At 72.5% G+C, this 14,197-nt stretch carries 8 protein-coding genes; 4 read left to right on the top strand and 4 right to left on the bottom strand.

The window, feature by feature from the left end:
* Nucleotides 1-59 precede the first annotated feature (59 nt).
* Nucleotides 60-467, bottom strand: coding sequence for a pilin (locus tag KF823_07300; GenBank protein ID MBX3725710.1), 408 nt, complete (start codon nt 465-467; stop codon nt 60-62).
* Nucleotides 468-602: 135 nt separating this feature from the next.
* Nucleotides 603-1,010, bottom strand: coding sequence for a pilin (locus KF823_07305; GenBank protein MBX3725711.1), 408 nt, complete (start codon nt 1,008-1,010; stop codon nt 603-605).
* A gap of 431 nt (nt 1,011-1,441) precedes the next feature.
* Here KF823_07305 and KF823_07310 point away from each other — a divergent pair, with 431 nt between their 5' ends.
* Together KF823_07310 and KF823_07315 are read left to right on the top strand one after the other, a co-directional pair.
* Complete coding sequence (locus tag KF823_07310) at nt 1,442-4,468, top strand: fused MFS/spermidine synthase (GenBank protein ID MBX3725712.1); 3,027 nt, start codon at nt 1,442-1,444, stop codon at nt 4,466-4,468.
* 148 nt (nt 4,469-4,616) lie between these two features.
* Nucleotides 4,617-8,168 carry a fused MFS/spermidine synthase gene (locus KF823_07315; GenBank protein ID MBX3725713.1) on the top strand — a complete coding sequence of 1,184 codons (3,552 nt, stop codon included), beginning with the start codon at nt 4,617-4,619 and terminating at the stop codon, nt 8,166-8,168.
* Nucleotides 8,169-8,844: 676 nt separating this feature from the next.
* Here KF823_07315 and KF823_07320 read toward each other — a convergent pair.
* Together KF823_07320 and KF823_07325 are read right to left on the bottom strand one after the other, a co-directional pair.
* On the bottom strand, nt 8,845-9,801 hold the full coding sequence (locus tag KF823_07320; GenBank protein MBX3725714.1) for a sensor domain-containing diguanylate cyclase: 957 nt from the start codon (nt 9,799-9,801) through the stop codon (nt 8,845-8,847).
* A 527-nt stretch (nt 9,802-10,328) separates the two neighbouring features.
* Nucleotides 10,329-11,609, bottom strand: coding sequence for a hypothetical protein (locus KF823_07325; protein MBX3725715.1), 1,281 nt, complete (start codon nt 11,607-11,609; stop codon nt 10,329-10,331).
* Nucleotides 11,610-11,949: 340 nt separating this feature from the next.
* Between KF823_07325 and KF823_07330 the strand changes: the two genes are divergently transcribed.
* Nucleotides 11,950-12,357: a hypothetical protein gene (locus KF823_07330; protein MBX3725716.1), complete on the top strand. Its 408-nt coding sequence runs from the start codon at nt 11,950-11,952 to the stop codon at nt 12,355-12,357.
* Nucleotides 12,358-12,691: 334 nt separating this feature from the next.
* Nucleotides 12,692-13,891 (top strand): DEAD/DEAH box helicase, encoded by a 1,200-nt coding sequence (locus KF823_07335; protein ID MBX3725717.1) that lies wholly within the window; start codon nt 12,692-12,694, stop codon nt 13,889-13,891.
* Nucleotides 13,892-14,197: the final 306 nt, after the last annotated feature.

Genomic DNA, 14,197 nt, shown 5'->3' on the forward strand with positions numbered 1-14,197 from the left:
TCGCATCGATCGACTTCGGCGGCGCCGACAGGCGACGCGCGACCGGGGCCAGTATAGGCTCAGGTGCAGCCGGCGGGACGGTAGCGCGGATCGGTCACCGTGGTCTGGCAGTCCCAGGAGCCACCGGTGGTGCGCTGCAGGGTCAGGGTCTGCCCGGCGATGATGGGATGGCCTTCCAGCTCGCAGCGGATGAAACCGCTGGCGCCCGGTGCCATGTCGATCACCCGGCAGCGGGTGGTGGCCGGACGCAGGCCGATGTCGGCGACATCGAAGGTGGTGAGACTGTTGGCGATCACCAGGGACTCGAACGCCGAGCGGGCGCCGGCGATGTCCGACAGGCCGGCCGCGGTCTGCGAGCGGATGGTGTAATTCTGGTAGGCCGGCAGGGCGATCGCGGCCAGGATGGCGATGATGGCCACCACGATCATCAGTTCGATCAGGGTGAAGCCTTGCGAACGGGTATTCATGACGGCTGCTCGGGTCGGCGCGGCCTGCGGCCGCAGTGACGGCGGGAATCGGTGGTGCTAAGCAGCCGGCCCCCTTGCAGGCTGGAGAAGACGCCAGGAGGGCGAACCCTCCTGGCGGGAACAGCGATGACTCGATTACTGGCAGCCGGTCGGCAGGTAACGGCTATCCAGGCCGCCGGTGACGGTGCAGGCGTAGTTGCCGCTGGTCTCGCGGGTCAGGGTCACGATCTTGCCCTCGACCTTGGGGTTGCCAGCGAGCTTGCAGGTGATGTTGCCGGTCTCGCCCGCGGCGGCGGCGACGGTGGAGCAACGGGCGGTCGGGGTGCGCAGGCCCAGGTTGGCCAGGGTGATCGCCGCGGCGCTGCCGCGCTGCACGTACTCTTCGAACGCGGTCACGCCGCCACGGATGTCGGACAGGCCGGCGGTGACCTGCGAGCGGGCGACGTAGTTCTGGTAGGCCGGCAGCGCGATGGCGGCCAGGATGGCGATGATCGCGACGACGATCATCAGCTCGATCAGGGTGAAGCCCTGGTTGCGACGGATGTTCTGCATGGTGACTCTCCTAGGAGTAGCAACAGTGGTGTTGAGCGTGCTTCGGCACCGGGCGGTGTTACGCCCGCGCCGGCGAAGGAGATTGAGCATGCCGCGTGCCAACCCTGCCAACGAGACACAGGTCACGGGAGTTTGCATTCCCCCCCGCCAGACCCCCGACGCCGACACAATTCCCCGGCGCTGCGCCCGCCGCCGCCCGCACCCCTTGACGACATTGGTCACAAAGTGACCCCCTGCGTCACCCATCCGACCGCAATGGGGCACTGTGTGATGCGAATCACCTTTTGCATCAAGGGTGTCGCCGGCTACCTCGCAAGCGCCGGGCCAGGATCCGCGGACGAACCATCCAGTGTCACCTCCGGCGGATTGCTGGCGAACCGCCCGATTCCTGCGTAGGCTGGCCCGGTTTTCGGGAGGAACCCATGACCCACGTCCGCAGGCTGGGGCTGGAGCGCGCGCTCCTCGCCCTGTTCGTGCTGTCCGGCTTCGCCGGGCTGATCTACCAGGCGATCTGGTCGCACTATCTGGGGCTCAGTCTGGGCCACGCCGCCTATGCGCAGACCCTGGTGCTGGCCATCTTCATGGGTGGCATGGCGATCGGCGCCTGGCTGGTCAGCGCCTTCGGCGTGCACTGGCGGCGGCTGATCCTGGCCTATGCGGTGGTCGAGATCGTCATCGGCCTGGCCGGACTGGGCTTCCATGCGCTGTTCGTCTGGTACACGGGGTTCTCCCAGGAAACCGTCTACCCGGCGCTGTCCGGCGAGGCGGCGGTACGCGCCTGGCAGTGGGGTTCGGCGGCGCTGATCATCCTGCCGCAGTGCATCCTGCTGGGCATGACCTTTCCGCTGATGAGCGGCGGCTACCTGCGCCTGGCGCCGGACGCCGACGGCGAGATCCTGGGCGGGCTGTATTTCAGCAACAGCGTCGGCGCGGCGTTCGGCGCCCTGGTCGCCACCTTCGTGCTGTTGCCCTGGATCGGCATGCCCGGCACGGTGGCCACCGCCGGCGTGCTGAACCTGGTGGTCGGCGTGCTGGCCATTTTCGTGGCCCGCCACGCCGATGGCCTGCGACCGCTGCCGCCCTCGGCACCGGCACCGGTCGCCGCACCGGCTGCGGGGTCCACCGAGGCGCGCCGGCCACTGCCGCTGGGTGCGTTCACGGCATTGATGCTGGGCGCCACCTTCTTCAGCGGCGCCGCCTCGTTCGTCTACGAGATCGGCTGGGTGCGCATGCTCAACCAGGTGCTGGGCACCACCGTGCACTCCTTCGAACTGATGCTGGCCGCATTCATCCTGGGCCTGGCCTTCGGCGGCTGGTGGATACGGCGGCGCAGCGAACGGATCACCGACCCGGTGGCCTATGCCGGCCTGGCCCAGGTCTGGATGGGTGTCGCCGCCCTGGCCTCGCTGCCGGTGTTCGCGCAGAGCTTCTCGTGGGTGGGCTGGCTGATGTCGGTGCTGCCGCGCGACGACGGCGGCTACACCTGGTTCATGCTGGCCAGCGCCGGCATCTCGATGCTGGTGATGTTCCCGGCGGCCTTCTTCGCCGGCATGACCCTGCCGCTGTTCACCATGGCCCTGCTGCGCCGCGGCGCCGGCGAGGCCAGCATCGGCCGCATCTATGCCGCCAACACCCTGGGCGCCATCCTCGGCGTGGCGCTGGCGGTGCACGTGCTGATCCCCCTGCTCGGGCTGCGCTACGCATTGATGCTGGCGGCGGTGGTCGACATCCTGATCGGCCTGGTGCTGCTGCAGCGCTACGCCGTGGCGGTGCCGCGGCGCGCCTTCCAGGTCGCCGCCGGCGCGGTGCTGGCCGGCCTGCTGCTGAGCCTGCTGTTCGGCCAGGCCTCGCCGCGCGCGATCGCCTCGGGCGTGTTCCGGCACGGCAGCGCCACGCTCGCCGAGGACGCCCACATCCACTTCCTGCGCGACGGCAAGACCGCCACCATCGCCTTCTACAGCCAGGGCACCTCGGGCACCATCGCCACCAACGGCAAGCCGGACGCCTCCATCCAGGTCAACCCGGCCGAGCCGCCCTCGGCCGACGAGATCACCATGATCATGGCCGCCGCCCTGCCCCTGGCCGCCCATCCGGACCCGAAGGACATCGCCATCATCGGCTGGGGCTCGGGCCTGTCCACGCACACCATGCTGGGCAGCAGCCGGCCGCGCCGGGTCGAGTCGATCGAGATCGAGCGGGCCATGGTCGAGGGCGCCCGCCACTACGGCAACCGCGTCCGGCGCGCCTACGAGGACCCGCGCTCGATCGTCCACATCGACGACGCGCGCACCTTCTTCGCGACCGGCCGGCGCGGCTTCGACGTGATCGTCTCCGAACCGTCCAACCCCTGGGTGAGCGGCGTCGCCAGCCTGTTCACGCGGGAGTTCTACGCGTTCCTGCGCAAGCACCTCAACGAAGGCGGCCTGCTGGTGCAGTGGCTGCAGGCCTACGAGCTGGGCGACCATCTGCTGGGCACCATGATGGTGGCCCTGGCCGAGGAGTTCCCGCACGTCGACATCTACCTGACCAACACCGGCGACCTGCTGTTCCTGGCCGGCACCGCGCCGATCCCGGCCCTGGACTACGACCGCTTCACCGAGCCGGACCTGCGTGCGGAGCTGGCCCGCGTCGGACTGGGCAACATCGGCGGCTTCACGGTCCGCAAGGTCGGCGACCGCGACACCTTGCGCGCGATCGCCGCCCTGGCCGGCTCGCAGCCGCACACCGACTTCCACCCGGTGGTATCGCTGAACGCGCCGCGCGACCGCTTCGCCCGGCGCAGCGCCGAGATCCACACCCTGGTGATGGGCACCGGCATGCCGGTGCTGGAGTTGACGGGTGCGCGTCGCCCGGCCTCGGTGGCCGACGACGTGCTGTTCGAGGACATCAGCTTCGGAGCCGTCGACCATTGGGTGGCGCGTGACCTGCGTAGCCTGCTGCTGGGCGAGACGGCGACACATGTGCCGCAGCTCAACCAGGAACTGGCGCAGAGCGTCGCGCAATTGCTCTCGCTGTCGGCTGATGCGCTGGACGCCGACGGGCGCAGCGACTGGCTGGACATCACCGCGGCCATGGCCGAATACAGCCTGGGCTTCCTGCCCGCCGAAGACCATGTCGGGGTCTGGATCGACCCGGTGTGGGTCGCACCGGAGCGGCTGGACGACGGCATGGCGGCGCTGCTGGCGGCCTACGAGGCCACCGCGCGGCGCGATGCCGCGGCCATGGAAACGCGCGCCATGGCGGCCCTGGACACCCTGGGTGCCGACGCCACGCCGATGATCGCCAACCAGATGCTGCTGATCGCCCGCCTGGGCGCGATCGGCCAGGGACGACGCGAGCTGGCGCTTGCCTATGAGCAGGACCTCGGGCGTCGAATCCCGGCCAGTTCGAAACCCTACGGATTCTCGCGTGCCTATCTGAACGCCTGGCTCGACGTCACCGGCGAATGAGCCACCGCGGCCGCGCGCCCTGACCGGCGCGTGGCCACGGGTGTGGATCGCCCCGCCAGGGCAGGCGGTCGCGGCGGCAGCCCCTGCGGCGCGCGACACCCGGGCTGGCCGCTTGGAGCAGGGGCACCTGCCGCGTACTCTGCCGCTCATGTCGATCCCATCCGGCCGGGCAGCGGGCAACGGCGCCCTGCCCGACCGCCCCCTGCTCGCCCTGTTCGCCCTGTCCGGCGCCGCCGCCCTGGTCTACCAGGCGCTGTGGTCGCATTACCTGGGGCTGGTGCTGGGCCATGCCGCGCATGCCCAGGTGCTGGTGCTGGCACTGTTCATGGGCGGCATGGCGCTGGGTGCCTGGCTGGCCGGGCGCCGCGGGGCGCGCTGGCGGCGGCCGTTGCGGGCGTACGCGCTCGCCGAGGGCGTGATCGGCGTGGCCGGGCTGGGTTTCCACGGCGTGTTCGTGGGCCTGGATGCGCTGGGCCAGGCGGTGCTGCCGGCGCTGGATTCGACGCTGGCGGTGCGCGCCTGGCAATGGGGCGGCGCTGCGGCGCTGATCGCCCCGCAGTGCGTGCTGCTGGGCATGACCTTTCCGCTGCTGGGCGCGGCCTGGCTGCGGCTGGCGCCGACGCGCGACACCGCGGTGCTGGCGGGGCTGTATTTCGGCAACGGGCTGGGTGCGGCGGTGGGCGCGCTGGCGGCAGCCTTCGTGCTGCTGCCCTGGCTGGGCCTGCCGGGCTCGGTGGCGGTGGCGGGGCTGGTGAACCTGGTGGTGGCGGTTTGGGCGTGGCGACTGGCCGGGCGCTGGGACGTCGGCGACGGCGACGGTGCGGCGCTCGCGGGGCGGCCCTCTCCCCCGGCCCCTCCCCCGCAGGCGGGGGAGGGGAGAAGTGGGGTGCCGTCGCCGATTGGCGGCGAGGATTCGGACGTCGGGCTCGAAAACGCATGGCCCGATCGCCCGGTCGTAAGCAGCGCGGCGGTGGAGCGGCGCTGGGAGATCGGCGCCGGCGACGGTGCGGCGCTGGCGGGGCGGCCCTCTCCCCCGGCCCCTCCCCCGCAGGCGGGGGAGGGGAGAAGTGGGGTGCCGTCGCCGGTCGGGGTGGCGGTTGGCCGCCATGAGGCGCCATCGCAAGGTGGGGCGGCCAGTGGCAGCGACGCGGTGCGCGCGCGGAGTGCGGGCGTGGGCTGGCTGGCGGCGGTGGCGGCGCTGACGGCGGTGGCGTCGTTCGTGTACGAGATCGCCTGGGTGCGGCTGCTGAACCAGGCGCTGGGCACCACCTTGCACGCCTTCGAGCTGATGCTGGCCAGTTTCGTCGGCGGCCTGGCGCTGGGCGGCTGGTGGCTGCGCCGGCGCGCGCACCGGGTGCGCGATGCCCTGGCCTGGGCGGGCTGGGCGCAGGTGGCGATGGCGGCGGCGGCGCTGGCCTCGCTGCCGGTGTTCGCGCGCAGCTTCGACTGGGTCGGGCTGCTGGTGCGCTGGCTGCCGGCCAACGAGGCCGGCTACGCGCTGTTCCTGGCCGGCAGCGCGGCGATCGCGCTGGCGGTGATGCTGCCGGCGGCGTTCTGCGCCGGCCTGGTGCTGCCGCTGCTGACCAGCGCCGCGTTGCGCGCCGGCGCCGGCGAGGGCGGCATCGGCCGGATCTACGCGGCCAACACGCTGGGCGCGGTGGCCGGCGTCGCGCTGACCGTGGCGGTGCTGGTGCCCTGGCTGGGCCTGGCCGGCGCGGTGATCGCCGCGGCCCTGCTCGATGCGGCGCTGGGCATCGCCCTGCTGCGCGCGGCGCCCTCCGGCCTGTCCGGCCGCCAGGTGCTGGCACTGGCCGGCGTGCTGGCGCTGGCCCTGCTGCTGGCGCTGGGCCCGGGCCGGCCGGACCCGCGGGCGCTGGCCTCGGGCGTGTTCCGGCACGGCCACGCGCGCCTGGACGCGGCGGTGACGGTGGACTTCATCGAGGACGGTCGCACCGCCACGGTGGCGCTGTACCGGCAGGGCAGCGTCGCCACGGTGGCCACCAACGGCAAGCCCGATGCCGCGCTGCAGCTCGACCCCGACGGCACGCCGACCGGCGACGAGCCGACCATGCTGCTGCTGGGCGCCCTGCCCCTGCTGGTGCATCCGGCGCCGGCGCAGGTGGCGGTGGTCGGCTGGGGCGCCGGGCTGTCCACGCACACCCTGCTGGGCTCGCCGCGGCCGGTGCAGGTGGCGACGGTGGAGATCGAGGCGGCGATGGTGCGCGCGGCGCGCGGCTTCGGCCAACGCGTCGCGCGCGCCTACGACGACCCGCGCTCGGTGACCCACATCGACGATGCCCGGACCTTCTTCAGTGCCGCCCGGCAAGGCTGGGACGTGATCGTCTCCGAGCCCTCCAACCCCTGGGTGAGCGGCGTCGCCGCGCTGTTCACCCGGCAGTTCCATGCCCTGCTGGCGCGCCACCTGGCCGAGCACGGCGTGCTGGTGCAGTGGCTGCACACCTACGAGCTGGACGACGCCCTGCTGGCGACCATGGTCGCCGCGCTGCTCGAGGTCTTCGCGCACGTCGAGGTGTACGTGGCGCACAGCAGCGACCTGATCCTGCTGGCCTCGAAGCAGCCGCTGTCGGCGCCGGATTTCGCGCGCCTGGACAGCGCCGTGCTGCACGCGGAGCTGGCGCGGGTGGGCCTGGCCGGCACGGCCGACATCGCCCTGCGCCGGCTCGGCGATGCCCGCCTGCTGCATGGCCTGGTCGCCGCCGCCGGTGCGGTGCCGCATTCGGACTTCCATCCGGTGGTCGCCCTGCAGGCGCCGCGCGCGCGCTTCACCGGCGCCCATGTCGAACTGCTGCCGGCACTGGCCGCCACCGGCTTGCCGGTGCTGGAACTCACCGCCGGCCGCCAGCCGGTCGGTCTGGCCGCGACGCCCGCGTGGGACCCGGACAGCCAGGGCGTGGTCAACCACTGGCAGGCGCGCGACGTGCGTTCCGGGATGCTGGCCGGACATGACGTCGCACAGCGACGCGCGCATGGCACGGTGGATCCGCCCGCGGACGTCGCGGTGGATGACGGCGCGCCCCTGCGCCTGCGGCTTCCTGCCCGGCATGACGATCGCCAGCCGCTGGTGCTGGGCCAGGTGCATGTCCTGAAGGGCGGCTGGCCCGATCCCGGCCAGCCCGACGCCCTGCCCCGCTGGCTGGAAGCGCTGGCCGTGATCGGCGAATACACCCTGGGCCACCTGCCTGCCGCCGACCTTGAGCCGCTGTGGCAGGCGCCGGTGTGGCTGCCCGCCGGGGAGGCGCCGCCGCAGGTCGCCGCCGTACTGGCCGCCTATGCGGCGATCGCCGCCCGCGACCTGCCGGCGATGCGGCCGCGGGCGGATGCGGCGCTGCAGGCCCTGGACGCGGCGATGCCGGCGGACAACGATTCATCGGCCGCGCCGGCGGCGCTGGCCCGGCGCGACGGCGGTGCGGAACCGCTGGCCGTGCTGCAGGGCGACGCGGAGGTCGCGTCCCGGACCGAGGCCGGCCCGGCAGTGGGAGGCGCCTCCGGCGGTCCCGTCCCGACCGTTCCCGCCCTGCTGCGCGAGCACCTGCAGCAGGCCGCCATCCTTGCCGCCCTTGCCCTGGGCGACCGCGCCGACGCCCGCCAGCGCCTGGAGCGCCTGGACGCCCTCGCCCCGCCCAGCCACGAATACGCCATGGTGCGCCGCTACCTGCACGCCCTGGCCACCCTGCCCTGACCGGCACCCGACCCGCGTCGTATTCCCCCAGGCCGAGCACCACTGGCCAGTCCGGCTCACCTGGCCAGGCGCGCGCCGACCCCGCGACGGCAGCACACGTCTCCCCTCCCCCACCTGGGGACCTGATTAGCGTCGTGTCTCAGCCCGCTGCCAGGCGGCTTTACGTCAGTGCGACGACACCGCACTTCTCCCCTCCCCCGCCTGCGGGGGAGGGGCGGGGGAGAGGGTTGCCCGGGCCAGCGCGCGCCGCTGGACCAGCAACGATGCAGATCATGGCAAGCCCCGACCCTCTCCCCCGGCCCCTCTCCCACAGGGAGAGGGGAGCACAGCGCGCTGCGGTCACCGAACACCGGGTCCTGGTCCTTGGTCCCAGATCCTGAGCTGAGACACGACGCTAATCAGGTCTCCCGAAGGGAGAGGGGAGCACAGCGCGCTCCGCTCACCGAGCACCGAGTCATTGTCGTCGGTCGGAGATCCTGCACTGAGACACGACGCTAATCAGGACCTGGGGAGGCCGGGGAGAGAGACCTCTGCAGCTCGCCGCGCTGCCGGCTTGTGACCCCGAACCGGGGCGGGCTGTCGACCGCCGGGGCGCTTTGTGCCCCAAATAATGCGTAGCTAACGCACTGATTATACATAGGTTCCCGGGTAGGTCCACCCCAGGCTGCGCAGGCTCCTAGCGTTCCTTGGCCTGGTACATCAGCGCGTCGGCCTCGGACAGCAGGTCGTCCAGGTCGGTGTGCTGGTCTGCCCTGTAGCGGACGACGCCGCAACTCGACTGCAGGGCATAGCCGGGGCTGCGTTCCTGGTTGAACTCGGCGACCGCCACCTGCACGCGCAGCAGCAGGTGATCGGCGATGTCCTCGTCGGCCGGCGTCAGCAGCACGGCGAACTCGTCGCCGCCCAGCCGACCGATCACGTCGGCCTGGCGGAAGCTGCGCTGCAGGATGGCGGCGAACTCGCGCAGCGCGCGATCGCCCTCGGCGTGGCCATAGCCGTCGTTGATCGGCTTGAACTGGTCGAGGTCGAAGAACAGCAGGCAGGCCGGCTGCTCCATGCGCTGGCACAGGCTGAGCGCGTGCCTGGCAAGCAACCCGAAACCGCGCCGGTTCAGCAGACCGGTCAGCTCGTCGGTCTGCGCCATGTAGGCGCTGGTCAGCTCCTGTTCGGCGATGCAGGCCAGATCGTCGAGCAGGGTGGCATCCTCGTCGCTGAGGGTGCGCGGCTGGGTGTCGATCAGGCACAGGGTGCCGACGCGCTGCCCGCCCGGCGCCTGCAGCGGCCGGCCGGCATAGAAGCGCACGTACGGTTCACCGGTGACCCCGGACATGTGCGCGAAGCGCGGGTCCAGCCGGGCGTCACGCACCACCAGGGTCTCCTGCTTCTCGATGGCGACCGAGCAGAACGATTCCGAGCGCGGTGTCTCCTCGCCCTCCAGGCCCTGGCGGGACTTGAACCACTGGCGGTCGGCGTCGACCAGGGTGACCAGGGCGATCGGCACGTCGAACACCCGCCTCGCCAGCCGGGTGATGCGGTCGTAGCGGTCTTCGGGCGGGGTGTCCAGCAAGTGCAGGGCGCGCAGGGCGGCGAGGCGGTCGGCCTCCTGCGCGCGGTCGAGCTCGGCGGGATTCACGGCGGCTGGCTTCAGTCGGGCGACCCGGGCGTCTGTGCGCCCTGGGACGGAGGACAGCGACCCTAGCCGCATTGCCAGCGCGGCATTGCAAACTTTCATGAACGCCGTTCAGGACGGCGTCAGTCGCCGAGCACCCCGCCACACCCGGCGGGGCGCCACCCTCCTCCGACCGCCGAGGCGACAGGGATCCGATCGACCCCCGCCCCCTCCCGAGTCCCGAGTCCCGAGTCCCGAGTCCCGAGTCCCGAGTCCCGAGTCCCAAGTCCCAAGTCCCAAGTCCCGAGTCCCGAGTCCCGAGTCCCGAGTCCCGAGTCCCGAGTCCCGAGTCCCGAGTCCCGAGTCCCGAGTCCCGAGTCCTGGTCCCTGGTCCCTGGTCCCTGGTCCCTGGTCCCTGGTCCCTGGTCCCTGGTCCCTGGTCCCTGGTCCCTGGTCCCTGGTCCCCGGTCCCTGGTCCCCAGTCCCTGGTCCCCGGTCCCTGGTCCCCGGTCCCTGGTCCCCGGTCCCCGGTCCCCGGTCCCCAATCCCAATCAGCCGCGCCGAACCACCACACCGGCCAGCAGCAGCACCGAAAGCGCCAGCAGCAGCAGTGCCCACGGGCTGTCGACCGGCACCGGCGTCACTGCCGCCGGCGGCGGCGGCTGGGTGCCGGTGATGACGGTGAAGCCGTTGACCAGGGTCGAGGTCAGTCCGGCCGGCGCCTGGGTGCCGGTGACATTGCGCGGTCCCGGGGTGGCGCCGCCGGCGATCGCCAGGGTGGCCGTCGCGGTGGTCGCGTTGACGATGACCAGGCTGCCGACCGTGATGCCGGCGCCGAAGTCGAAGGTGGTGCCGGGCTGGAAGCCGAATCCGGTGATGGTCACCGGCACGCTGGTGCCGGCGCTGCCGCTGGCCGGGTTGACGGAGCTGACGTTGAACTGGGTGATCGGCGGGATGTCGCCGAACGAGGTCGACGCCTGGATGGCGATCGTCGCGCCGCCCGGCAGGCTGCGGTTCCACTGCAGGGCGGCGCCGTTGTCCAGGCAACCGGCGGCCAGGGTGTTGCTGAGCTGGCTGCTGCCGATCTGGCCCCAGACCGTGCTGTAGCCGTTGCCGCTATAGAAATCCGCCGGGGTCTGCGGGATGTAGAGGATGGTGTAGGTGCCGCCGGCGCCGGCCGGGGCGTCGGCGGGCGGGCAGGTCTGGCCGCCGACCGACCCGGAGACCGGCTCGCGGAACGGCACGCCGCTGTCCGAGCTGGCCAGGTAGATGTCGCCGCCCAGGTAGACCTGCGCGCTGAGGTTGGCGCCGCCGGTGTTGGCCAGGCTCAGCCGCTTGGTGAAGTAGTTGTTGCCGTTGACGTACTCCACCACCTGGGTGACGTTGATGTTCTGCCCCGGCAGGCTGCCGGTGACCGTCACCCGGAACGGATCGGCGGCGCTGCCGCTGCCGGCGACCGCGCTGATCGCCGGATTGGAGAAGGTGGTGTACGGGCCGATCGCCCCGGTCGCACTGCCGGCCGGGTGGTTGCTGAAGTCGGGCGCGAACAGGGTGCCGCCGACGCGCACGAACCAGCCCATGTCGGCGGTGTCGGCGCCGGAATTGGACGGGTAGATCTGGCCCTGGCCGGGGATGTCGGCGTTGAATACCTGGAACGACTGGTCGGCGCCGACGTGGATGGTCAGCGGCGTGCCGTTGATGACGCGCACCACGGGCGCGGGGCCGCCCTGCAGCGTGGCGGGTGAGGTCGACTTGGCCAGGGCCAGGCCGGCGGCGCCGGTCAGGGCAAGGCCGAGGGCGGCCAGCAGACGGAAGCGGGTGGAGTGGAACATGGACGGACTCCCTGTGAAATGGACAGGCGCGCGGACCGAAAAGACCGGCGTTCTACTTCGAACGTGATTCGAAGGTCGCGACTGTCACGGCGGGGCGAATTGCCGCCAGATCCCGCCCCGGGCGTCCGCCCACCGGGGGCAGGGGACCGTGCTCGGGTGGAGACGCGGCGGCACCTCCACCTGCCCACAAGGCCTTTCCCGGCGCGGCCGGGAGCCTGCGGACTGCCTCTAGGCGGTCAAGGCCTATCATTGCGCAGTCGCCGGTCGTCGGCCGGCCCCGCCCGATTGCCGGGACGTGTCCTCGGCAGCGCGGCCCCGAGTCGAGGCGTGGATGACCGCAATGTCGATCCGGAAGGAACTGGCGGGCGCCGTGACTTTTTTCGTCGTCATGCTGGGCGCGACGCTGGCGCTGGCGTTCCTGCTGCAGGGATTGGCCAGGCCAACGGTGCCCGAGGCCCTGGCGATGGCAGGGGTGGCGGTGCCGCTGGCCAGCGTCGTCGGCTGGCGCCTGCTCGGCACCTCCTGGCCGGTCCAGGCCGCGGCCCTGGCCAGCTATCTGCTTTTCCACTGGTGGGCGGTCCTGACCCTCCTGACCGCCGCCGCGGCGCAGGCCGTCCCCAGCTTCCGCTTCCCCATCGTGCCGCTGGCGAGTCCCTCCGCGGCGCTGCTGCACCTGGGCCTGCCTTTCCTGGCCCTGGCCGCCACGCGTCTGGCCCTCGCGGCGCGCAGGGGATCGTTGGCGGGTTGAGCCGTCGATGCACGGCGCCAGGGGCGCCGGCCCGGTGCAGACAACCTGAACCGCCCGCGCGCGGCGGGCTGGCGCCGGGGCGGCGCTGCCCCTATGCTGCGCCCCGCAAGTTGCGCCGTTTTCCGACTTTCCTCCTGGCCCGCGACCGCCCGGCCCCTGCCCCGCAGGTGCCCCGGCCCGCCGTCCTGCCGATCGGTTGCCGTCGCCCGCCCGCCCCGGACGCTTCGTCCGCGGCGTGTACGACCCAACGGGGTTCCGTGGTGCGGCGTTGAAGGAACGCCCCGGTCCCCTCGCCCGCCAACCTGGCGCGGCGTCTATCGACAAGGACTGAACCATGCGTTTCGACGACCTCGGGCTGCTGCCCGAACTCATCCGTGCCCTGGCCGACCAGGGCTACACCGACCCGACCCCGGTGCAGGCCCAGGCGATCCCGCCGGCGCTGGCCGGCCAGGACCTGCTGGCCGCCGCGCAGACCGGCACCGGCAAGACCGCCGCCTTCGCGCTGCCGCTGCTGCAGCGCCTGTCCGCCCTGCCCCGGCAGCCCGGCCAGACCCGGCCGCGCGCCCTGGTGCTGACCCCGACCCGCGAGCTGGCCCTGCAGGTCAACGAGAGCCTGCGCGCCTACGGCAAGCACCTGCGCCTGAAGACCGCCGTGATCTTCGGCGGTGTCGGCATGCAGCCGCAGGTCGACGCGCTGCGCCGCGGCGTCGACATCGTGGTGGCCTGCCCGGGCCGCCTGATCGACCACATGGGCCGGCGCAGCGTCGACCTGTCCGGGATCTCGATCCTGGTGCTGGACGAGGCCGACCGCATGCTCGACATGGGCTTCCTGCCGGCGATGCAACGGGTCCTGGCCGCACTGCCGCGGCAGAACCGCCAGACCCTGCTGTTCTCGGCGACCTTCCCGGAGCCGATCAAGGCTCTGGCCCGCGAGTTCATGCGCAGCCCGGCCGAGGTCCAGGTGGCGGCGCGCAACAGCGTCGCCGCCACGGTCAGCCACCGCGTGCACCCGGTCGACGCTGCGCGCAAGCGCGAGCTGCTGCTGGAGCTGCTCAGCCGCGACAGCCGCAGGCAGACCCTGGTGTTCGCCCGCACCAAGCACGGCTCGGACAAGCTGGCGAAGTTCCTGGAGGCCAGCGGCCTGCGCTGCGCGGTGATCCACGGCAACAAGAGCCAGAACGCCCGCACCCGCGCACTGTCCGACTTCAAGGCCGGCAAGGCGACGATCATGATCGCCACCGACATCGCCGCGCGCGGCATCGACATCGACCAGCTGCCGGTGGTGATCAACTTCGAGCTGCCAATGGTGGCCGAGGACTACGTGCACCGGATCGGCCGCACCGGCCGGGCCGGCGCCGAGGGCCAGGCGATCTCGCTGGTCTGCCCGGAGGAGTCCTCGCAGTTGCGCGACATCCAGCGGGTGATCGGCCGCGACATCGAGCAGGCGCTGGTCGCCGGCTTCGAGCCGCACCAGCCGCTGCGCCTGGATGGCCGCGCCCCCAGCCAGCCGGCGCGCCGCGCCGAGTGGCGGTAACGGCCAGGCCCAGGGGCAGCGCGGCGAACCGCCGGCGGGGCACCGGCCAGCCCCGCGCGGGCGGGTCGGGACGCGCCGGCCAGCTCGGCGGCCGTACGGGCGCTGGCCGTGACGGCCAGTCCGGCAGCACCCAGTGGCCGCGCTGGCGAAGCCGGTGGCGCGGCGCGAGGGCCAGCCGGGCAAGCGCCGCAGCAGTGGCCCGCGGCCATGCCGGTGCAGGCCGTGGCATGACCGGCGCCGGCCGACCGGCGGCCGCGGCGGCGACCGCACCGCCGCCTCGCCGCACCGCAGATCATGGCAAGCCCC

This window comes from Lysobacterales bacterium, assembly GCA_019634735.1.
Classification (GTDB): Bacteria; Pseudomonadota; Gammaproteobacteria; order Xanthomonadales; family UBA2363; genus Pseudofulvimonas.

Bases quoted from the DNA above. Each gene is read 5' to 3' on its own strand.
- KF823_07300 (MBX3725710.1), bottom strand. From the start codon at position 467: ATGAATACCCGTTCGCAAGGCTTCACCCTGATCGAACTGATGATCGTG.
- KF823_07310 (MBX3725712.1), top strand. From the start codon at position 1,442: ATGACCCACGTCCGCAGGCTGGGGCTGGAGCGCGCGCTCCTCGCCCTG.
- KF823_07315 (MBX3725713.1), top strand. From the start codon at position 4,617: ATGTCGATCCCATCCGGCCGGGCAGCGGGCAACGGCGCCCTGCCCGAC.
- KF823_07325 (MBX3725715.1), bottom strand. From the start codon at position 11,609: ATGTTCCACTCCACCCGCTTCCGTCTGCTGGCCGCCCTCGGCCTTGCC.
- KF823_07330 (MBX3725716.1), top strand. From the start codon at position 11,950: ATGTCGATCCGGAAGGAACTGGCGGGCGCCGTGACTTTTTTCGTCGTC.
- KF823_07335 (MBX3725717.1), top strand. From the start codon at position 12,692: ATGCGTTTCGACGACCTCGGGCTGCTGCCCGAACTCATCCGTGCCCTG.